22 protein-coding genes are annotated in these 20,635 nt (G+C 52.5%); 1 reads left to right on the plus strand and 21 read right to left on the minus strand.

All coding sequences use genetic code 11. The annotated features are described in order from the left end of the window. Window positions 1-6 precede the first annotated feature (6 nt). From J2Z70_RS09270 to J2Z70_RS09285, 4 genes are all read right to left on the minus strand, one after another. On the minus strand, window positions 7-1,014 hold the full coding sequence (locus tag J2Z70_RS09270; RefSeq protein WP_209871907.1) for an SDR family NAD(P)-dependent oxidoreductase: 1,008 nt from the start codon (window positions 1,012-1,014) through the stop codon (window positions 7-9). A 17-nt stretch (window positions 1,015-1,031) separates the two neighbouring features. Continuing rightward, window positions 1,032-2,456 (minus strand): CDP-glycerol glycerophosphotransferase family protein, encoded by a 1,425-nt coding sequence (locus J2Z70_RS09275; RefSeq protein ID WP_209871910.1) that lies wholly within the window; start codon window positions 2,454-2,456, stop codon window positions 1,032-1,034. 39 nt (window positions 2,457-2,495) lie between these two features. Further along, complete coding sequence (locus tag J2Z70_RS09280; protein ID WP_209871912.1) at window positions 2,496-3,272, minus strand: glycosyltransferase family 2 protein; 777 nt, start codon at window positions 3,270-3,272, stop codon at window positions 2,496-2,498. A 178-nt stretch (window positions 3,273-3,450) separates the two neighbouring features. Beyond that, window positions 3,451-4,251, minus strand: a complete 801-nt coding sequence (locus J2Z70_RS09285; protein WP_209871915.1) for a CgeB family protein — start codon at window positions 4,249-4,251, stop codon at window positions 3,451-3,453. 287 nt (window positions 4,252-4,538) lie between these two features. On the opposite strand from J2Z70_RS09285, the gene J2Z70_RS09290 reads away from it, so the two are divergent. Next, entirely contained in the window at window positions 4,539-4,976 is a 438-nt protein-coding gene (locus J2Z70_RS09290; protein ID WP_209871918.1) for a hypothetical protein, read from the plus strand. Between the two features lie 94 nt (window positions 4,977-5,070). Here J2Z70_RS09290 and J2Z70_RS09295 read toward each other — a convergent pair whose 3' ends face one another. From J2Z70_RS09295 to spoVE, 17 genes are all read right to left on the minus strand, one after another. Further along, window positions 5,071-5,556 (minus strand): DivIVA domain-containing protein, encoded by a 486-nt coding sequence (locus J2Z70_RS09295; RefSeq protein ID WP_036690176.1) that lies wholly within the window; start codon window positions 5,554-5,556, stop codon window positions 5,071-5,073. Between the two features lie 131 nt (window positions 5,557-5,687). Next, complete coding sequence (locus J2Z70_RS09300; RefSeq protein ID WP_209871921.1) at window positions 5,688-6,470, minus strand: YlmH family RNA-binding protein; 783 nt, start codon at window positions 6,468-6,470, stop codon at window positions 5,688-5,690. A 4-nt stretch (window positions 6,471-6,474) separates the two neighbouring features. Then, entirely contained in the window at window positions 6,475-6,744 is a 270-nt protein-coding gene (locus J2Z70_RS09305) for a YggT family protein (protein WP_036724260.1), read from the minus strand. A gap of 7 nt (window positions 6,745-6,751) precedes the next feature. After that, entirely contained in the window at window positions 6,752-7,195 is a 444-nt protein-coding gene (locus J2Z70_RS09310; protein ID WP_036690181.1) for a cell division protein SepF, read from the minus strand. Next, a complete protein-coding gene (locus J2Z70_RS09315; protein ID WP_209871924.1) occupies window positions 7,195-7,890 on the minus strand; it encodes a YggS family pyridoxal phosphate-dependent enzyme in 696 nt (231 codons plus the stop codon). Before J2Z70_RS09315 ends, J2Z70_RS09310 begins: the two co-directional genes overlap by 1 nt. A gap of 4 nt (window positions 7,891-7,894) precedes the next feature. Beyond that, window positions 7,895-8,752: a peptidoglycan editing factor PgeF gene (pgeF, locus tag J2Z70_RS09320; protein ID WP_209871927.1), complete on the minus strand. Its 858-nt coding sequence runs from the start codon at window positions 8,750-8,752 to the stop codon at window positions 7,895-7,897. Between the two features lie 169 nt (window positions 8,753-8,921). After that, entirely contained in the window at window positions 8,922-9,266 is a 345-nt protein-coding gene (locus tag J2Z70_RS09325) for a YlmC/YmxH family sporulation protein (protein WP_209871931.1), read from the minus strand. Between the two features lie 166 nt (window positions 9,267-9,432). Beyond that, window positions 9,433-10,215 carry an RNA polymerase sporulation sigma factor SigG gene (gene sigG, locus J2Z70_RS09330; protein ID WP_036690188.1) on the minus strand — a complete coding sequence of 261 codons (783 nt, stop codon included), beginning with the start codon at window positions 10,213-10,215 and terminating at the stop codon, window positions 9,433-9,435. A gap of 78 nt (window positions 10,216-10,293) precedes the next feature. After that, complete coding sequence (gene sigE / locus J2Z70_RS09335; RefSeq protein WP_036690190.1) at window positions 10,294-11,016, minus strand: RNA polymerase sporulation sigma factor SigE; 723 nt, start codon at window positions 11,014-11,016, stop codon at window positions 10,294-10,296. 19 nt (window positions 11,017-11,035) lie between these two features. Then, entirely contained in the window at window positions 11,036-11,992 is a 957-nt protein-coding gene (spoIIGA, locus tag J2Z70_RS09340; RefSeq protein ID WP_209871934.1) for a sigma-E processing peptidase SpoIIGA, read from the minus strand. A 310-nt stretch (window positions 11,993-12,302) separates the two neighbouring features. Continuing rightward, window positions 12,303-13,166: an Rpn family recombination-promoting nuclease/putative transposase gene (locus J2Z70_RS09345; RefSeq protein ID WP_209871937.1), complete on the minus strand. Its 864-nt coding sequence runs from the start codon at window positions 13,164-13,166 to the stop codon at window positions 12,303-12,305. Window positions 13,167-13,291: 125 nt separating this feature from the next. Continuing rightward, a complete protein-coding gene (gene ftsZ / locus J2Z70_RS09350) occupies window positions 13,292-14,413 on the minus strand; it encodes a cell division protein FtsZ (RefSeq protein ID WP_209871940.1) in 1,122 nt (373 codons plus the stop codon). Window positions 14,414-14,476: 63 nt separating this feature from the next. Then, the gene (ftsA, locus tag J2Z70_RS09355; RefSeq protein ID WP_036690197.1) at window positions 14,477-15,739 is read right to left on the minus strand and encodes a cell division protein FtsA; all 1,263 of its coding nucleotides are present in this window, start codon (window positions 15,737-15,739) and stop codon (window positions 14,477-14,479) included. Between the two features lie 367 nt (window positions 15,740-16,106). Then, window positions 16,107-16,871: a cell division protein FtsQ/DivIB gene (locus tag J2Z70_RS09360; RefSeq protein WP_209871943.1), complete on the minus strand. Its 765-nt coding sequence runs from the start codon at window positions 16,869-16,871 to the stop codon at window positions 16,107-16,109. Between the two features lie 65 nt (window positions 16,872-16,936). Beyond that, on the minus strand, window positions 16,937-18,220 hold the full coding sequence (gene murA / locus J2Z70_RS09365) for a UDP-N-acetylglucosamine 1-carboxyvinyltransferase (protein ID WP_036724272.1): 1,284 nt from the start codon (window positions 18,218-18,220) through the stop codon (window positions 16,937-16,939). A gap of 185 nt (window positions 18,221-18,405) precedes the next feature. Next, window positions 18,406-19,521 carry an undecaprenyldiphospho-muramoylpentapeptide beta-N-acetylglucosaminyltransferase gene (murG, locus tag J2Z70_RS09370; RefSeq protein ID WP_209871973.1) on the minus strand — a complete coding sequence of 372 codons (1,116 nt, stop codon included), beginning with the start codon at window positions 19,519-19,521 and terminating at the stop codon, window positions 18,406-18,408. A 5-nt stretch (window positions 19,522-19,526) separates the two neighbouring features. After that, entirely contained in the window at window positions 19,527-20,624 is a 1,098-nt protein-coding gene (gene spoVE, locus J2Z70_RS09375) for a stage V sporulation protein E (protein ID WP_036724276.1), read from the minus strand. Window positions 20,625-20,635 lie beyond the last annotated feature (11 nt).

Raw genomic sequence — 20,635 nt, forward strand, 5'->3', positions numbered from 1 at the left:
CCTCCACTAGATTAGTTTTTGTTCCAATGCCAGCTTCCTTACCTGCTCCTTGGTCAGCGGGATCTCTCCTTCGGAGCTGTAGGTGCCCGGCTTCGGCCTGCTTGCTTCCCGGTAGGACTGCGGTGCAGCATAGGCGGAAGGGACAATGTATACATCCTTTAATTCATAAGCGGTTAAGGATTCCTCATGGGTCATCAGCTCTTCGTATCTCTTCTCACCGGGCTTCAGGCCGATCTCCAGGATCTCCACCTTAGACGACGGGCGAACCCCGTATTTCTTCGGCACCTCTTCGGCTACAACTTCAGCCAGATCCTTCAGCCTGATCACCGGCATCTTCAGAATAAAAGTCTCACCACCCTTCGCCAGCTGCAGGGACTGAACGGTGAGCCGGGTCGCCTGCTCCAGGGTCATCATAAATCTGGTCATGGACAGATCTGTTACGGTGATCGCTCTGCCTTCTCTCGCCTGCTTCACAAACAAGGGAATGACAGACCCTCTGGAGCCCATCACATTCCCGAACCGCACGGTGCAGAACACGGTTTGGCCGGGGCCTCCCGAGGTGACGGCAGAGGAAATCAGCTTCTCAGCAGACAGCTTGGTGGCCCCGTAGTTGTTGGTCGGCGAAATGGCCTTATCTGTGCTTGTAAAAACGACCTTGCGTACCTTCTGCTGCTTCGCTGCCTGAATCACGTTATGAGTGCCGATAATATTCGTAAGTACAGCCTCGAACGGGTTATATTCACAGAAGGATACATGCTTCATAGCTGCGGTATGGAACACATAATCTATTCCCTCCATCGCAGCCAGCACACGGTCATAATTACGAACATCGCCAATCAGGTAGCGCAGCCTTGGATTTCCGTTCAGTTCATTCTGCAGCTCAAATTGTTTATATTCATCTCTGCTGAGAATCCGGATGACTTCAGGCTCCTGCTCTGCGATAAGCTTCACAATGCTTTTCCCGATGGTGCCGGTTCCGCCAATGACCAGAATTTTCTTGTTCCTAAAGAACATCTCCTCCTCCCCCCTGTTCATAGCTTGGGTCTTCCCTGGATCAGGCGGTCCATTAATTCGGCAAGTCTCCGGCCGGATTGCTCAATCTGATAGGATTGCTGTAAGAACTTATCCTTCACAGCCTTGTAGTTTACTTTCTCTTTATTGCTGGAGAAATAATGGGCCACCATTCGGGTCAGATCAGCCGGCTCTTTTTGAATATAGGGATCAAGAGCATCATAGTAATCATATTCACGGTTAGCCTGAATGAATTTGTAGACAAATACGGGCTTATCGAACAAAAGGCCTTCGAGGGCAACCGTGGAGAGGGTGGCGACCACAGCGTCCGATTTCATAATCAGCTCACGGGTATCAGCCTTTCGGTCGGTAACCACATGAACATTGTTATATTCTTCTTCATACTCGGTATACAGCGAGATCAGCTTCTTGGACAGCTCCCAGGGATGGGGCTTAATAATCAACTGGAATTGCGGATGTGAGGCCAACTGGGTAAGCAGGGTGCGGATCTTGTATTCGTCGAGCGTTGGTCCGGTAGCGATTAGTAAGGTGACTTTATGAGGGTCAAGCTGGTAGGTCTCCCGGAACGAATCTTTGGGGGTATGCTGTGCCGTAAAGATATCATCATAACGCGGGTGGCCGGTGATCACAATTCGCTCCGCTTCAAGCCCTCTTCTCGTATACCAGTCGTGTTCGTATTGCCCATAGATTCCAACATGACTGGAGAAAACAGGGATAAACGCCTCTTCCCCCATCAGTATTCCGTGCTGCAGACATACGCTGGGAATCCCCTTAATTCCTGCAACGACGGCAAGTGTCCGGCTGGCAACATCTTCTGTCGTACCTACCATTACAGCGGCTACCGGCAGGTCATTGTAGAGATTAAACACCATTTCAATGGTGTCTACAATGGTAGGAATCCGGCTTAGGAAGGTCTGGGTGAAGAATTCATTGCTGAACGCAGGATGTCCTTCGGCCTTAGCGAAGAGGTCTGCCGCCCGCTGGACCAGCTCTTCCGCCGCAGCTTTGGTGTCCTGCTTGTAGCCCAGGCTGCATACATTTGGGATGCCAAATAGCTCATCCGCTCTGGAGCGGGATAGAATCATGGCCGAATCTCCGCTGAAATGCTCGCTGATCGTTTGCTCCGACATTCTGATATAGTCCAGATTAATCAGTATCTTGCCCTTCAGATTGGACTTCACAGCCTGATAGAGCGGCGCAACCATCGTTTCAAAAAAAGGCTGAATCTGATCCTGTTCATGAATACCGGAATGCTCCAGCTTCAGCTTAAAATCACTGCTTCCCATCTCGCTTCTAAGCTCATCATTGATTTGCTGATAGAAGTTCGTCATCAGGGCCAGAGGGATATTCCTGTACTTCAGCTCCTGTGCAGCATGGATAAATTCACTGTAGAGCGACCAGTAATTGGACAGATAGATAGACAATCCGTTTCCCTCCTTGTGGTACCTTTCTATGCAGAGCCTTTATTTCTTTTGCTGCTGAATGGATTTCAGCTCTTCTCTCAGCTCCTTGCAGGTTCGCTGCGGGGGAAGCATCTGGATGAACTGGCTCTTCTCCTGGTGCTGCAATTGATAGTGAATGGACAGCTCGGTGATATAGTTATCATCCAGAACCTCATCCACCGGGTAGAAGTCCCAGAACTGGTTGAGCCGCCAGAAGAACCGGCCGTCACCAATTCTATAGAACTCCGGATTCTCATCCCAGTAGGACCCGAACTTGTCATGTATGACAGGAAGAATGGAGCTTCTGTGCAGGATGGAGCAATGATCGATGACGCAAGGGGCCACCGAAACGATTTTTTTGGCCGGTCTTAACTGGCTGCGGGTCACTTCATTGTGTTCATTTAAGTAGTTGACCAGCGATGCAGAGTAGGCAATCATGACCGCGGGGTTCTCCTCCAGATAGTCCACCATCTGCTCAAGTCTAGTATTTCTGTAACAGTTGTCATCCGTAGCATAGGAAATATACTCTCCCTTTGCTTGATACAGGGCTTGATTAATCAGTGCGGAATATCTGACCTTCTCCACCCGCTGCTGCAGAGTTTCTGTATCGCTTCTGAAGAATTTGATTCTCTTATCCTTGAGATAGGGCTCAATCACTTTCAGAGTTTCTTCATTCGAGTTATCATCCATCAAGTAGAATTCAAAATCTGTAAGCGTCTGATTCAGAATGGATTCAATGGACTTTGCGACATATGCGGCCTTATTGTAGCTGGTCATAATGATCGTAACTTTTGGCAATCGAATACCTCCCTCGCTGTTTACTTGCTATCATATGTATCCTTCTTCGAAACGTTATAGGTTAGAAGACTAAATTTTCAAATGGAGGACAGAATGCTTCTTTGAATCTATGGGCAACCTGAATAAACGCCTAACAGAATAACTGTAAGGCGTCAATCAGGTCCGTTAAATCCGTCTATCAAGCTTGCACGTTCATTAACAAATCATGCACCCGGTGTTCAAAAGTATGGGCGGCCAGCACCTGCTGCCTCGCTGCTTCAGCGATCCGCTTGCGCTCATCGTCATGCGCCATGTAGTAATGGATCTTCTGCAGTAAATCATGCTTATCCTGAAAAGAAACCACCTGTGTGCCTTCCTCAAACTGCTGGCGGAGCCCGCTTTTATAATCGGTAAGCTGGAACGCTTCACAGCTGGCTGCGTCGAAGGTACGGTTGTTGATGCTTGCGGCGATAATCCCCGCCCGGTTCCGGTTGTACTTCTCAGCGGAAGGGCGGTGGATATTCAGCACAATCTTCGCCCCGTTGTAAAACTTAGCAGCCGTCTCCGGCTGGACCCAGGCATTCACCAGCTCGACATTAAGGTTAGCGCTGTGCTTCCATTCATGATAGTACCGGCTCCACCCCCGCCCCACCAGCTGAATGCGATAGGCTGTGCCTGCAAGTAAGGCTTCTATAAGCTCAATCCGGTTACTGTAAGGCACGCCTACTAAGCAGATATCACTTCTATACTCCTCGGATACGGCTGCGGGATGATACAGATCGGGGTCTGTGCCCAGCGGCAGATGATAAACGCGGGGGTGCCCCAGCGCCCGATAATGTTCCATTGCAGCCTGGTCAATGGTGAAAATATAATCGAAATAGGCAATCAGCGGTTCCGTCCAATCCATGTAAAAAGGGTCCTCTGTCATCCACACCGCCGACTTTACGCCGGATTGTCTGATGAACTTCAGCACAGGCTCTGAAACCTTTATTCCGGCCATAAGCAAAATCAGCTCCGGTTGCCAACAATGCTGGTTAAGCTTTAATTCATTCCAAGCACTGCCAGGCTGCAAAGCTCTGCAATGATGCCCTGCTTTCTGTAAAGCCTCTGCGATACGCTGTTCGAAGAAAGAATATATGCCCTGGAAGCCTGAAGTTATAAATAGGATATTCATAGCTATCACCACCATAAGTTCCGATATTTTTCCAGTTGATAGGATGTTTGTCTCTAACATAATATTCACTCAAAACATAGGATGGAACTATGCCATAATACGGAGGTGAAAAAATGCCGCACACCCTAGTAGAATTTGCCCGGAGTGTCAGTACCAATCTATCCTTTGGACCTCCGTTTCCAATCGACGGAACACCGCACCTGATCTTGGAATTCGGTATGCCCGTTCCTCCTGCTCCAAGCAATTTCGTAGAGCTTGCTACAACTGTTGGCTGGGAGGCTACTAACGTCTTTGCCACACCGCCCGTTCAACCTACCCTCCTGCTTGAACTGCTTGTGAATGGAATTCTCGTAGGTAGTGCAGAACAATCCGCTATCCCGGCTGATGGGGAGCCGATTCGAATGACCACTATGTTTCAGACCATTCTTACCGATCTTCCCGAAGGTTATTATGCATTTCAGGTCTTTGCCTCCAATATGGAAGATCTTCAAGGCGAAATTAACCTTAGGGGCCCCATCCACATTACAGGCAAAGTGATCGTACCCGATTAAAAGGCACAAAAAAACTCCTTCGCAGAGGTCTTGATTGACCTGCTGTTAAGGAGTTTTTGTGTATTAGGGGTACAAGCTAATCATCATCTTAGGCTCAGAGCGCGTTCTCGCTAACCTCACGGCTCTCCAGCGCATTCCAGTCATCCTGGGACAGCAGCTCCAGCTGGGCTTCCAGCAGCGTCCGGAACCGGGTACGGTAGATCGAAGCCTGCTTGCGCAGCTCCTCGGTCTCGATCGCCACCTTACGGGATTTGGACAACGCTTCGTTGATAATCCGGTCGGCGTTCTTCTCCGCTTCCTTGAGGATCAGCTGGGATTCCTTCTTGGAGTTGTTCTTCACATCATCCGCAGCCTCCTGGGCTACAAGAATAGTCTTGGACAGACTTTCTTCAATATTGACGAAATGATCCAGGCGTTCCTGAAGAGTTAACAGCTGGTTGTGCAGTTCCTTGTTCTCCCGGATCACACTCTCGTAATCCTTAATCACCTGATCCAGAAATTCATTGACCTCATCTTCGTCATAACCGCGGATTCTCCGGGAGAATTCCTTGTTATGTATATCGAGCGGTGTTAATGGCATGCTGTGCACCTCCTAGAAATTTCGGTGAAGATTATAGATGAAAGACAATTACCGGCGCACGGCCTGCTAAATGTCCATATTTCCCTGAGATTATCAATTTCGACAAGCACAGCTGTAATCCTGCAAAGACTTCAGACAAATTTGCCTACCAAAATCCGGTAACGGCCCTTCTTCGTCAAGCTGCCGATCTCCAGCACCTTGAACCGTCCGAAGCCCTGGATAGAGACCATGTCCCCGTCCTTCAGCGAACAGGACGGATCTTCCTCGACCTTCCAGTTCACCCGGACGCGTCCGGCCTTGATCGGGGCCAGAATCTTGCTCCGGCTGAGCCGCGTGACATCCGCTGCAATCCCGTCAAGCCGGAGGGAAGCCACTGTGAACTCCATCGTCTCCAGCTTGACTTCACTGCTGCGCAGACCCGATAACGGCAGGATCTCGGTACTGACGTTAATCCGGTGTACACCGGTCAAATGGATGGACAGGTAATCCGCGATGTCAGCAGCCACCACTACGTGACAGCCGTCTTCCAGCACATGAATATCACCGATCTTGCCTCTTTTGATGCCAAGTCCCAGGATTGCCCCCATATAATCCCCATGCTCCAGCGAGAGAAATTTCTGTTCGCCGGAGGTGATATTCAGCACGCTTAATTCCATATCCTCATCTGTGAGGTCACGATAATCCGGAGCCACCAGCCCCCGCTTCCGTTCGGCATCCGAAGAACCGCCCTCCCAACGCACAATCACATCGGGATGGCGGTTCACCAGACTCTGCAGAATATAGGCCTGACGGGGGTCCAGGAATTCGGTCAGCTTCGTCTCATGATACTCTCCGGCATTCGTAACCCACTCCCAGGCCTTGTCCACAAACGGCCGCTCATCCGGGTGGAAATGCCCGTAGATTTCATTCTTCATCGGATTAGCCGAAGACCGAGGCTACGATAGAGTGAAGCCCGACTGCGGCAAAGCGCAGCATGATAATCGCGACAATCGGGGAAATATCCAGCGTTCCAAATAGCGGAGGAATAATCCTTCGGAACGGTGCCAGATACGGTTCCACCAGCTTGCCCAGCAGCTCACCGATAAAGTTCTCACGCAGATTCGGCAGCCAGGACATCAGAATGTATACGAGGATCATGTAATAGTAAATCTGAAATAGGATGTCTATAATTGAAGATATTTCATTCAAACCCTGCTCACCTCATTCGATTGTAGTCTTGCTCGTCACCCAGGATCTCGGTAATGGAGCCTTGAATCTCCACGGTGTCCGGTGTGCACATAAATATATTGCCCCCAATTTTGGATATTCCTCCACCCAGAGCATAAACAGTTCCGCTGAGAAAATCGATAATCCGCATCGCCTGGTCATTGCGCACCCGCTGCAGGTTAATTACTACCGTGCGGTGTGAACGCAGATGGTCGGCAATCTCCTGCGCCTCATCATACGAACGCGGCTCGTAGAGCACAACCTTCACATTTTTTTGGGAATGAATGCTGACGACGTTGGCCCTCTGATTCTTGCGTGTTTCTACAGGGGCGGGTTCGTATTCATCCTCATCACGGGAGATTTGCTCCCGTTCCACAATCTCCTCTTCCTCCTGCAAGCCCAAGAAACTCATAAATCGGTTCATCACGCCCATCATTCTCCCTCCTCATGACCTACTAATACCGTTCCCAGGCGTACCCGGGTGGCTCCTTCCTGTATCGCCACTTCAAAGTCATTCGACATGCCCATCGACAGCTCTTGTATTGGCTCAGGTGTCAAGCCCAGGAGATTCAGGCGGTCACGCAGCTCGCGGAGTCCGCGGAATACCGGCCGGGTTGCCTCGGGGTCTTCCTCGTGAGGAGCCATCGTCATCAGGCCGATGACCTTCACCCGGTCAAGCGGGGCGATCTCCCTCAGGAAGTCCTCCACCGCTTCCGGCGCCAGGCCGAACTTGGTATCCTCGCCTGAAATATTCACCTGCAGGAACACTTTCACTTCAAGTCCTGCAGCTTCCGCCTTCTTATGCAGCTCCCTGGCCAGCGACAGCCGGTCCAGAGAGTGAATATATTGAAATTTACCGATAACGTCCTTCACCTTATTCGTCTGCAAATGCCCGATAAAGTGCCATATTCCCTTATGTCCAAGCGCATTCCATTTCGGCTCCGCATCCTGCCAGCGGCTCTCGGCGATCTCCTCAAGACCTGCCTCCAGCACAGCGGCAACCGTATTCAGCGATACGTATTTCGTTACCGCAATCAGCTTCACTTCACTGGAATCCCGGCCGCTGGCCGCGCAGGCCCGTGCGACACGTTCCCGGGTAGTGGCTATTCTTTCTTGTAGCGAGGCCAAAATGTCAACTCTCCTTTATTCCGATCCAGCTCGTCATTCTCCCAGTGACCCCGTTTTCCTTCCGGTACGAAAAGAACAGATCACTGTTACAGCTTGTACACCAAGTTGTACATTCGATATGAGTCGGCAATATTCCTGCTTTTATCATAATGCGTTGATTCAATTCTTTCAAGTTCAGCATCATTTTGCTGCTGTCTGTCTCCGATGGTCTATATATAGCCCGTGCGCCTTCCGCCGCATCCGGCAGGTTCAGCCTGGCCTCCAGCCGGCGGACAGGGTCCATCACGTAATCATCCACCTCATAGCAGCAGTCTCCGATGGAAGGCCCTATAGCGGCCTGTATGTCCTCTGGACGGGTCCCGTACGTCTGTCCCATGCGTTCCACCATCGCCGCCGCGATTTCCGCCACGGTCCCCTTCCAGCCAGCATGCGCTAGGCCCACCACGTGGTTCAGCGGATCATGGAAGAACAGCGGCACACAATCAGCGTAAAAAGAAGTCAGCAGCACCCCGGGCACATTCGTCAGCAGCCCATCAGTGGCCTGAAAGGCAGAGGCCCGGTCCAAGCTTCCCCGGCCGCGTTCCTGTTCTGTAATGACTGCGATCTCTTTGCCGTGGGTTTGTTCCCCGCAGGTCCAGTCGGCCAGCCGGAAGCCCAGACTCGCAGCCAGCAGGCTGCGGTTAGCCAGCACATCCGCCGGATCATCGCCTACATGAAAAGCACAATTGAAGCTGTCATAAGGCTTCGTGCCGCTCCCGCCTGCTCTGCCGGTAAAGCCTGCAGTAATGCCCCTATACGGCTCACGCCACGGCTCCAGATGCAGCAGCATAGGCGCTGCGCCATTTTGCATAAACGGTTCCATCTCTTCACCTCCGCTTAAGTGTACCACAAACTCGTCCCCACAAACTCAGCCCCACAAAGTGATGAAACGCTCCGGTGTCAATTCAAGTACTTTGCGGGGGCCCCGAAAACCACTTTGCAAACCCACTCCTATGACTTTACCCATATCCGCAGAAAAAAGACGCACCTCATTAATAAGTGCGCCGTTCACTGCGGTCCGGCCGATCCAGGTACATCATCTCGCGGTCTTCCTGTCCCTGCGGTATGCGGGGCTCCTCCAGCTTCACGAGGACGACATCCGCACCGATCTTCACGATATTCCGCCACGGAATCACCAGATCGGCTCCGCCGCCGAACAGCCCCATGAATCTGGTGTACCCCGGGACAATCACAGCGTCAATGACGCCTCTACGCAAATCCAGCTCCAGATCGCTGATCTGGCCCAGCCGTTTACCGTCAACAATATTGATTACATCTTTGGTTTGAAAATCGGAGATTTTCATCTTCTTCCCCGAAGCAGACGTTTCCTCAATCATCCTGCCACCCCTGTACATTCAGACCTATAGCTTCAGTATATGTCCTTAGGGCTTGGCCGCATGACTGTATTCCAGAGCCTTAGCGCCCCGGACATATAAAAGGATATTCCGGCTAGCCGCTAGTTGCCGCTATCCGGAATATCCTCCGCTCATTTATAGATTGTGGTCAGGACTTTACATGCTTTTGCATTTGCTGGATCGCTGATTTCTCAAGCCGTGAGACCTGGGCCTGTGAGATGCCAATCTCGTCGGCGACCTCCATCTGGGTCTTGCCTTCGAAGAAGCGCATCGACAGAATGCGTTTCTCCCGCTGCCCCAGCCGCTGCATGGCCTCCCGGAGTGCAATCTCCTCAATCCACGAGACATCCTTGTTCTTGTCGTCACTGATCTGATCCATCACATAGATCGGGTCCCCGCCGTCATGATAGATCGGCTCGAACAGGGATACCGGGTCCTGAATCGCATCAAGGGCGAAGACAACATCCTCCTTCGGAACGCCGAGCGCTTCAGATATTTCGAAGATCGTCGGCTCCCGCGAATTCTGGTTCGTCAGGCTGTCACGCACCTGCAGCGCCTTATAGGCAATGTCGCGCAGGGAGCGGGATACCCGGATCGGGTTGTTATCCCGCAAGTAGCGGCGGATCTCTCCGATGATCATCGGCACCGCATAGGTGGAGAACTTGACATTCTGCGATAAATCGAAATTATCGATGGCTTTCATGAGTCCGATGCAGCCTACCTGAAACAAATCATCCACGAACTCTCCACGATTATTGAACCTTTGAATCACGCTTAGCACAAGCCTGAGGTTGCCATTTACCAATTTCTCTCTGGCGGATCGCTCGCCCTGCTGCTGCAGCGAAGTGAACAATGCCCGCATTTCCACGTTCGTGAGAACAGGCAGCTTGGCGGTGTCCACACCGCAAATCTCGACTTTATTTCGGGTCATGATGATTAACCTCCCAAGGAGAAACATTACTGTACATTATCTCCCCGGTCCGGCATTTTATTCCTCAGCTTTCATCACTTACACCATCTTGTTGAACTCCTTGCGCAGCCGCTTGATAATTCGTTTCTCCAAGCGCGAAATATAGGATTGGGAGATGCCCAGCAGATCGGCCACATCCTTTTGCGTTTTTTCCTCGCCGCCCCGCAGTCCGAACCGCAACTCCATAATCAGCCGTTCCCGCTCGCTAAGCTTCTCCAGCGCCTTCTGCAGCAGCTTACGGTCCACCTGCTCTTCGATGTTCCGGTAGATCGTATCGTTCTCCGTGCCCAGCACATCCGAGAGCAGCAGCTCGTTGCCGTCCCAGTCAATATTCAGCGGTTCATCAAAAGAAACCTCGCTTCTGGTCTTACTGTTGCGCCGCAGATACATCAGAATCTCATTCTCGATGCAGCGCGAGGCGTAGGTGGCCAGCTTGATTTTTTTCTCCGGATCAAAGGTGTTGACCGCCTTAATGAGTCCAATCGCGCCAATAGATACCAGATCCTCGATGTTAATGCCGGTGTTCTCGAATTTCCGGGCGATGTAGACCACCAGCCGCAGGTTGCGCTCAATCAGCATGGCCCGGACGGCCGCATCCCCGCTGGAGAGCCGCTGGAGCAGAAATTCCTCCTCCTCGCGTGTCAGCGGCGGCGGCAGCGCTTCACTTCCCCCGATATAATAAATCTCCTGGCTCTTCAGACCGAGCAGAAACAGCATGCGGTAATACTGCAGTTGCAGCACAAGCTTGAATTTGACCATTATCGTTCCTCCTATAGGTTACTTAGCCCATCACCTTGTCAGCCGGTGCTTCTGGAGCACTCTCTTTATGGGTCAGGTCAGGATGTATGACCGCCCGGTACGCGCCGTCTCCCGACAGTGTCCCGCCATCCAGCCCGATGAGTACCCTTGTGCTGCAAAAGGTATCACCGCCAAGCTCTATCCTCACCTTATCCGGCTTCAGCGCAAGCATGAAGGATGCCCCGCGGTTGACGCCTCTGTACGGCACCAGCCGCACTCTGTCCTGCCAGGCGAACGACTGCCCGTCCGTTTCCAGTACAAGTGTATCTGCACCCGTCTGGGTCAGCCTCCCTTTCCAGGAAGCCGGCAAATGGCCCTCCCACAGCGAGGCTTCCATCACCATCACCGGAATCCTTGTCAGCGGATCGCTGAGCCGGTTCCCGGTATCCAGCAGTCCGGGGCAGGTAACCGACACTCCGTCGATCTCCACTGTCACTTCCCCGATATAGGAATCCAGCTGCTCTCTGTGCCGGCGGGAGGACTGGATCAGCTTGAAGAGCAGCAGCACCAGCGGAAGCAGGGCAAGCACGAACCAGAACCCGATCTTCAGCCGGTAAGCTTGGCCTCCCGATGAGGTGAAGATCATGCCCTTCCAGAGGTCACCAGAGCTTTGCAGCAGATAATGAACGCCTATGATCCCTCCCGCCGCCGCAAAATTAATGATATAAAACGCCCCAAATGCCCGAAGATAGCTTTGCAGACTTCTAAATCCAAAGGCTATCCAGATCATCAAAACCGATAAACCGAATTTGACGAGAAAGGTATACAGAAAGGACAGCTCCGGTACGAACATCATGACGACATAGAGTGCACCCGTCAGCGCTGAGAGAGTCAGGCGCCACCAGGATACCTTGTGCTTCACCAGCCAGCTTGTCAGCCACAGCAGGACTCCGTCGATCAGCAGATTGGCGGCAAAAATCAAGTCAATATACACAACCATCGCTCTCACCTGCCTGCAAGCGGATATCTATCCGGAGGCCGGGGTGCAGGCTCTCTTTTTAGACGATAAGATTAGTATAGAAACTCCCGCATCCAAAGTCTGTCTAAACATGGGGGGCGTTCTTGCAGTTTTTTTGTCGAGTTATGGGCCTTGAGAGGAACTTCAGCGCACATGTGGAAACGGTACTGTCCTTTAAAAGGACGGTACCGTTTCAGCGAGAAATAGAAGGATAATGTATAGCTTGGAACATATAAATTCTTATATTTCAACAAAAGCCAGCCTTAAGCGGCTGGCTTCTTGCGTTCCGGATTTAATTGTTAATAGATTTCAACTCTTCTTCGGAGAGTCCGGTTGCCTTCTGCACTGAAGAATAATCCATTCCCATAGACAGGAGATTCTTTGCTATTACCCGCTTGGCTTCTAGTTCACCCGCCGCAGTACCTTCCGCCATTCCCTTAGCAAAGCCTTCCCTAAGCGCACCATCCCGCTGCGAGGCTTCGTCCATCAGAAACTTCTGGCGGTCCTCATATTTACGGCGGGCCTCCGAGTCCTGGCTCAGAAATTCCAGCGTCTCCATCGCCTTCTTCAAGGCCGGCTCATTCATTTGCAGCACCTCCCATTCAGAGTAGTCAATCCCTTTCAGAAATAACAGCCAGTTCACAAGGCCGCCCTCGCCGGGCGTAACCGGCTGGTTCAGCTTGGGCAGCTCCAGGAAATGAATCTCGATATCGTCTGTCAGCGGCGCTCCGCTGCTGTCCTCCCGCAAATGAAATACACTGTGTGTATGCTCATTAGGCAGCACCTTGTAATTCAGAATGTTAATCGTCACGCATTTCTTAAGCTCGGTATATTTACCGCTGACCTGAAGCTGCCCGGCATACCGTTTGCTCCAATAATACAACGTGCGTTTCTCAATATCATATTTGTTGAACAGCTGCATTTCAATGTTGATCAGCTTGCCGCCCACCGTCTTCGCCCATATATCAAATATCGCCTGCTTATCCAGCGGATCATCCTTATCCGTATAAGGATTAAGCAGCACCACTTCCTCCAGCGGAAGATCGCCCGCATCCAAGAATATCCGGTTCAGAAAAGCGAGCAGTACATCCTTGTTGCCCTCGCTTGCAAAAATTCGCTTAAATACAAAATCCACCCGGGGGTCCAGCATTTCCATGGTATCGTCTCCCGTTAACGTTATTATACAGCCTGAAAAGCAAAAAAACACCATACCCCGCAGTTCAAAGCTGCGTGATACGGTGCTTCCGTAACAGTCTAAGCTATAATCGCTATTAATGGCACTTAATCATTATTGCCGCGTGTCCGGTTACGCAGGAAGGTCGGAATATCCAGCTGATCAGAGCTTGTCTGATTCCCGAATGGACGAAGATTCTCACTCTTGCTCTTATTATTATCAGCAGATGGTTCGCTGTTTGCCGCAGGACGGCGTACAGGAGCTATGGGAGAAGGCTTGTGTTCAAAACCGGTCGCAATAACCGTAACCTTGATCTCGTCCTTCATGCTCTCTTCGATAATGGCACCGAAGATCATATTCACTTCAGGGTCCGAAGCAGAGGTAACAATCTCGGCGGCTTCATTCACTTCGTACAGGGAGAGGTTAGAGCCGCCTGTAATGTTCATAATGACGCCGCGCGCACCTTCGATGGAGGTTTCAAGCAGCGGGCTCATAATCGCCTTGCGGGCTGCCTCAGACGCCCGGTTCTCGCCGGTGGCAATCCCGATGCCCATGAGCGCTGAACCGCGCTCCGTCATAATCGTCTTCACATCGGCAAAGTCAAGGTTGATCAAGCCGGGAACCTGAATAAGGTCGGAGATGCCTTGTACCGCCTGACGGAGTACATTGTCCGCTTCACGGAAGGCTTCGAGCATTGGAGTCTTCTTATCCACAATTTCCAGGAGGCGGTCATTCGGAATCACAATCAGCGTATCAACCTTTTCCTTGAGCGCTTCGATTCCAAGCTCTGCCTGGTTGGCACGTTTTCTGCCTTCAAAAGTGAACGGGCGGGTCACGACGCCTACCGTCAATGCTCCGCATTCTCTGGCGATTTCGGCAATGACAGGCGCTGCGCCTGTTCCGGTACCACCGCCCATGCCTGCGGTAACGAAGACCATATCCGCGCCCTTCAGCGTATTAGAGATCAGATCGCGGGATTCCTCTGCCGCCTTCTTGCCGACCTCAGGATTCGCTCCTGCGCCAAGTCCGCGGGTCAATTTATCTCCGATTTGTAATTTATGCTCCGATTTGGCCATATGCAGCGCTTGGGCGTCTGTATTAACCGTGATGAACTCAACACCCTGAACGCCATTTTCAATCATCCGGTTCACAGCGTTGCTTCCGCCGCCGCCGACGCCGATGACTTTTATTTGCGCCAAACTCTCCATTTCAAAATCAAATTCCAACATATTGTTTCCATCTCCCCCTCGAGTAGTGCTTGGATGGCCAGTCCAAGTATATCTGGATTACACTTATATGAACTCGCTAAACATATTCTTTAGTCGTTCCACCAGACCCGGCTTCTTGGAAGAATCCTGAACCGGCGCTGCGCTCTGCTTGCTGCGGTTCACGGTCTTCTTGTTGGCACTTCCGCCGCTGCTCCGTCCGCGGTAGTTACGTACCACATTATGAAGGATGCCTACGCCGCCGGTGAAGCCGGGGTCGCGTACTCCAATATAATCCGGAACAGCGATCCGTACGGAGGCTGCCAGCTCGTTCTGGGCTACCTTAAGCACCCCAGGCATCGATACTGTGCCACCCGTAAGTATATAACCTCCCGGGAGCTCCGTATAACCAAGCCGCTTCACTTCCTGGCGGATCAGGTGGAAGATTTCCTGGACTCTCGGCTCGATAATCGCAGCCAGATCTTCCTGGTTGAATTCCTTCTCTACATTGCTGCCGATACGCAGGACCTTGAAGACGACCTCCGAAGCGGCATCGTCGATCCAGGCACAGCCGTATTTCAGCTTGACCTTCTCGGCCTGGTCGGTAAGTGTCCGAAGTCCGTACGCAATATCATTGGTTATGAATTCTCCTCCGATCGGAATCGTGGAGGTTGCACTAAGGGAACCTTCTTCATATACGGCTATCGTGGCTTGTCCGGCACCTATATCCACCAGTACAGCCCCCATCGATTTCTCATCTTTGGAGAGCGCTAATCCGCCAGCCCCGAGAGACATAAGGACAAGATCTTTAACCTTCAGACCTGATTTCTCCACGCAGCGGAGCAGATTATGTATGGGGGTCTTGGCACCGGTAATGATCGTGGCCTCCACTTCCAGGCGGACGCCGATCATTCCGCGCGGGTCCTGAATGCCTTCTAGGCCGTCGACGATATACTGCTTGGCGACAACATCAATGACCTCGCGTTCCGGCGGGAGTGCAATAACCTCCGCTGCCTTGATTACGCGGTCGATGTCATCTTCGCCGATCTCACGGTCCTCATTCTGAACGGCAACTACGCCGTGGCTGGATTGCAGGCCGATATGATTGCCGGATATGCCGACATACACCTCGGATATTTGAATACCGACCATTTGCTCCGCATGCTCTACGGCACTCCTGATCGATTGCACAGTCTGATCGATGTCTACAATCGCACCCTTGCGTATCCCTTCCGAATCAGCAGATCCAACGCCAATAATATTGAAGGTTCCACTAGTAACTTCCCCGATTATTGCCCGAACTTTGGATGTACCGATGTCCAAACTAACAATGATGTCATTGTTGCTCAAGCCCTATGGCACCTCCTGTTATAATCATAATAAACATGTCTTTGATCCCGGTCGCGGGAAACATCTCTGTACATATTCAACATCCCTAATCCTTTCCCTCTTTTTTCAACAAATTTTTTGAGAGGAATAATATGACAAGGTATTCAACTGCAGGCAGACGCCTCCGCTTAGCGGGATCAGCACCTGACATTCAAACAAGTGGAAACGGCATTGTCGTCCGTTTACATTCTTATATTTTAAGAAAAACAAGAGAACAGCGGCTATATCCTGGATTGCATCTCAAAAAATCCGCAGAAAAAAGAGGGATATTGCTTATTACCCGTAAAACAGATTGTAGCATTTATTCCGCTCTATTAGTAGGGACTATTTACTCTTGTGCATCTGCGTCTTCTCCGGTGTCCCCAGCTTCAGAATGGAACGGAACATAGGAATCAGCCTCCAGCATTTTGATCAGTCCCGGCTCCTCCGTCTGAATCACCTGATTCAAATAGCCTACTTTATCCTTCAGCAGTGAAACGGCCGTTATGACCTCAAAGCGTGAACGTGTGTAGAGCTTAATCCGGTCAGGAAAAGATAACGTCGGAGAAGGTACAATCTCCGATATATCACTGGTCAGCTCATTCGGAATGCCGGCCAGCGCCTGGCACAGCTTGGTCTTATAAGGATCGTCAGCCTTCCAGTTAGTCAATATCGGCTTCTCGACAGCAATTCCGGTATCCGTCACAGAGACGGCGGCCCCGCTTGACAGAATTGCCTCCAGTACGCCTGCCTGGTCCAGTTCATAAGCAACCGCCGGGTACTCCTTCACAGTGATCGTAACCACACCGGGGAACTTCTTGCTGACCTGCGCCTCCTGAACCGTATTCAGCTTCTCCAGTGCCTCCCCCACGGAATCTCCGGAGACTGCGAAGAACTGTCCTCCGATCTTCAGGCCGCTTGCAGCCAGCAGCTGCTCACGGGACGTATATTTATCCCCCTGCATTTCAATGGCTGTAATCTTGCTGATCGACGAACGGAAGAAGATTACAGCCAGCAGCGCAGTAAACAGCAGTGCCAGGATGATGATGATTTTACGGTTTTTTCTCTTGCTAGGCTTGTCCTCTTTCAAAAGAGGTATTCGCGTTTTTGGCATTCTCATATCTCCGTAATAAGGCCCTGTCTCCTTCCTCACGGCTACGCCGAAGGAGACAGGGAGCTTTAATTGGCCAAATCCAGCGGGTCAGGCACCGGCACCTTGCGGCTAATGCGCGCCCCCAGCTTTTGAAACAATAATTCGATGCCGTCATATCCCCGGTCAATATGATGCGCCTGCTCTACAATAGTCGTTCCCTGAGCAGCCAGCCCGGCGATTACAAGGGCTGCTCCTGCCCGCAGGTCAGTAGCCTCAACCGTTGCCCCATACAACCTCTTAACGCCGCGTATGAATGCCCTGTTCAGATCAATGGAGATATCGGCTCCCATCCGGGCCATCTCCTCCACATGCTTGAAGCGCCCTTCGAAGACCGTTTCCTTAATCACACTGAATCCTTCCGCCAGGGACAATAGAACCATAACCTGAGACTGCAGGTCCGTAGGAAAGGACGGATACGGAGAGGTAACAATTCGCTCAACCGCACGGGGACGTCCCATACAGCTGATATTAATTATATCATTGCACACTGTAATTTGAACACCGGCGCGCCTCAGGATGTGGATCAGGGAGGTCAAATGTCCTGCATTGGTGTGTGTCAGCGTCACATTGCCCCGCGTGGCGGCGGCGGCGATCATCACGGTTCCGGCAACAATCCGGTCGGGGATCACCTCATAGCTGCAGGCATGGAGCTTGCGGACACCCTGAATGGTGATCGTATCCGTCCCTGCGCCGATAATCTGTGCCCCCATCGCATTGAGGAAGTTCTGCAGGTCCTGGATTTCCGGCTCTCTCGCTGCCCCGGAGACGGTGGTCGTGCCCTCGGCCATGGCGGCGGCCATCATGATATTCTCCGTGGCGCCCACGCTGGGATAATCCAGATGGATATCACAGCCCCTCAAGCTAGCAGCCCGGCAGCAGATCCGGCCGCCCGTCTCCTCAATCTCTGCCCCTAGCAGCTTCAGGCCCTGCAGGTGGAGGTCGATCTTGCGCTCCCCGATGGCACAGCCCCCCGGCTGATAGATCGTCACTTCCCCGAACTTGGCCAAAAGCGGGCCCATCAGGAATATGGAGGATCTCATCTGCCGCATCAGGTCCTCCGGAACATGAGAGGTCAGGAGAAAGGACGTATCGACGGTGACCGTCTCCTCTTCATGTACTGTCCTGCAGCCCAGCCGCTGCAGAATATGCAGCATCGTTTCGATGTCCAGCAGCTTCGGCACATTATGCAGTGAGTGAACTCCTTCGGCCAGCAGGCTGGCTGCCAGAATCGGCAGTGCCGCATTTTTTGCTCCATGGATACGTATGGTGCCTGACAGGGGGTTTCCGCCCTCAATCACCAATTTGTCCAATGTATCACCTCCGAGATTACCGCTCACCCACCGTAAGCACTTCCTGCACCACGGTCCTGCAGAATCGGCCGGAACGAACTCCGTTTCCGAATCTCAGACATCAAGAAGCGCTCTGGGTGATTGTCACGATTATAGGATCATCCTATGTTCGGAGCTCCGTGTGTGTGACAATGTCAGCCCGGATTCTAGCGTCCCCGTCCTGCAGCCAGCCTGCGGAGCTCGCTGACAACCAGGGAGGCGGAATCTCTTTTACCGAGGCGTCTAGAGGCCTCCGACATGCTGTGACGCAGCGTATCCGCTCCGATGATCTTCTGAACCGCTGTGAACAGTGCCTCGCCGCTTAAGTCCTTCTCCAGCAGTACCACTGCCGCACCTTCACCTTCCAGCGCTCTGGCGTTGGCTTCCTGATGATTGTTCGTTACATTGGGAGACGGAATGAGGACAGAGGGTATGCCAAGCGCGGTAATCTCTGCGAGAAAAGAGGCGCCTGCCCGGTTCACGATCAGGGAAGTGCAGGCCAGCACCTCAGGCATATTGTGAATGTAAGGGAGGACATGCAGCCAGTTCGGAATACCGCCCAGCTGCTCGCGTACTGCTTTGCGGGTATCCTCGAAGTAAGACTCTCCGGTGACATACACATAGTGAACACCATTACCCTTACCCACAAAGGGTGCCATTTCAATCATGGCACGGTTAATCGCCTTGGCTCCCCCGCTTCCTCCCACAACCAGTACCACCGTGCTTCCTTCGGGGATACAGAGTGAAGCGAAGCCGCGTTGCGGATTAGCCGTCATGACCGTAGTGGCCCGGGGATTGCCTGTATAGATTACATTCTTGGCCCCGGGAAAAGCCGGCTCTGTGCCTTCAAAGCTCACCGCGACCGTGCTGGCATACCGGCTGAGAAAACGGTTGGTCAGTCCCGGAATCGCGTTCTGTTCATGGATCAGCGTCGGGATGCCGAGCCGGGAGGCTGCATACACCACAGGTCCGCAGACATACCCCCCGGTGCCGACAACCACATCAGGCTTGAACTCGCGCAACATAGCTTTGGAGGCTTTGACCCCCTTCAGGAACCGCATGACCGTCTTCACATTATCCATCGACAGCTTGCGGCGGAAGCCTGTAATATCAATGGACTGGAAAGGCAGATTCTCCTGGGGAACCAGCTTGCTCTCCAGACCTCGCTTGCCTCCTATATACAGGAAGACAGAATCCGCATCTTCGGATTCCAGTTGTCTGGCTACGGCTACAGCAGGATAGATATGTCCTCCTGTGCCGCCGCCGCTAAGTACAATACGCATGTCTTTCACCTCGCATAACGGGATAAATTAAGCAGAATGCCAAGTGCTGTGAGCATCAGGGTGAGCGATGAGCCGCCATAGCTGATGAGCGGAAGCGTGATGCCGGTTACCGGAATCAGGCCGATTACCACACCGATGTTGATGACCACCTGAACCGCCACCATACAGACGATGCCTACGGCAAGATAGCTGCCGAAGCGGTCCGGCAGGCTCATGGCTACCTTCATTCCGCGCCAGATCAGCAGCAGGAACAGCAGCAGCACGGCCAGCCCTCCGATGAATCCCAGCTCCTCGGCCAATATGGAGAAAATAAAATCAGTCTGCGGCTCCGGGACATAGCTGTATTTTTGCCGGCTCATCCCGAAGCCCAGTCCGCCCAGCCCGCCGGGACCCACCGCGTAGAGCGACTGAATGATCTGATAACCCGCGCCCAGCGGATCGGACCACGGGTCCAGGAAGGCGGTGATCCGCTGCAGCCGGTAAGGCGCAGCGGCAATGAGTCCGGCGAACCCGGCCAGCCCCAGCGCACCGAGGGAGAGCAGATGCTTCATCCGCGCCCCCGCTGTGAAGACCATCATCATAGCCGCGCCGAACATGACAGTACCTGTGCCGAGATCGGGCTGAAGCATAATCAATGCGAATGCGGAGCCGATCAGCGCAAGCGGCGGGAGCAGCCCGCGCATGAAGCTGGAGATGTCGTATTCCTCGGTTCCAAGCCACTTGGCCAGGAAGAGAATCATCCCCATTTTCATGAATTCCGAGGGCTGAATGCCGAAGGAGCTGATGCCGAGCCAGCTGCGCGCACCTCCGCGAACCACGCCGATGCCGGGAATCAGCACCAGCACCAGCAGGGCGAAGCACACCAGCAGGAGCGGCCGGGCGAACCTTTTCAGCACCAGATAATCGGTGTTCGCCGTAATGAACATCGCGATGAGGCCCAGGCCTGCGAACAGCATCTGTCTTTTGACAAAATAAAACGAATCGCCATAATTGCGGAAGCCCAGAACGGACCCGGCACTGTATACCATTACCATACCGATAGCCAGTAAAGCCAGTATCGGAAGCAGCAGCCAGATATCGGGCGCATGACGGGATTTGTTCATCAGGAGCACAC

Source organism: Paenibacillus silagei (assembly GCF_017874735.1).
Taxonomy (GTDB): domain Bacteria; phylum Bacillota; class Bacilli; order Paenibacillales; family Paenibacillaceae; genus Paenibacillus_AQ; species Paenibacillus_AQ silagei.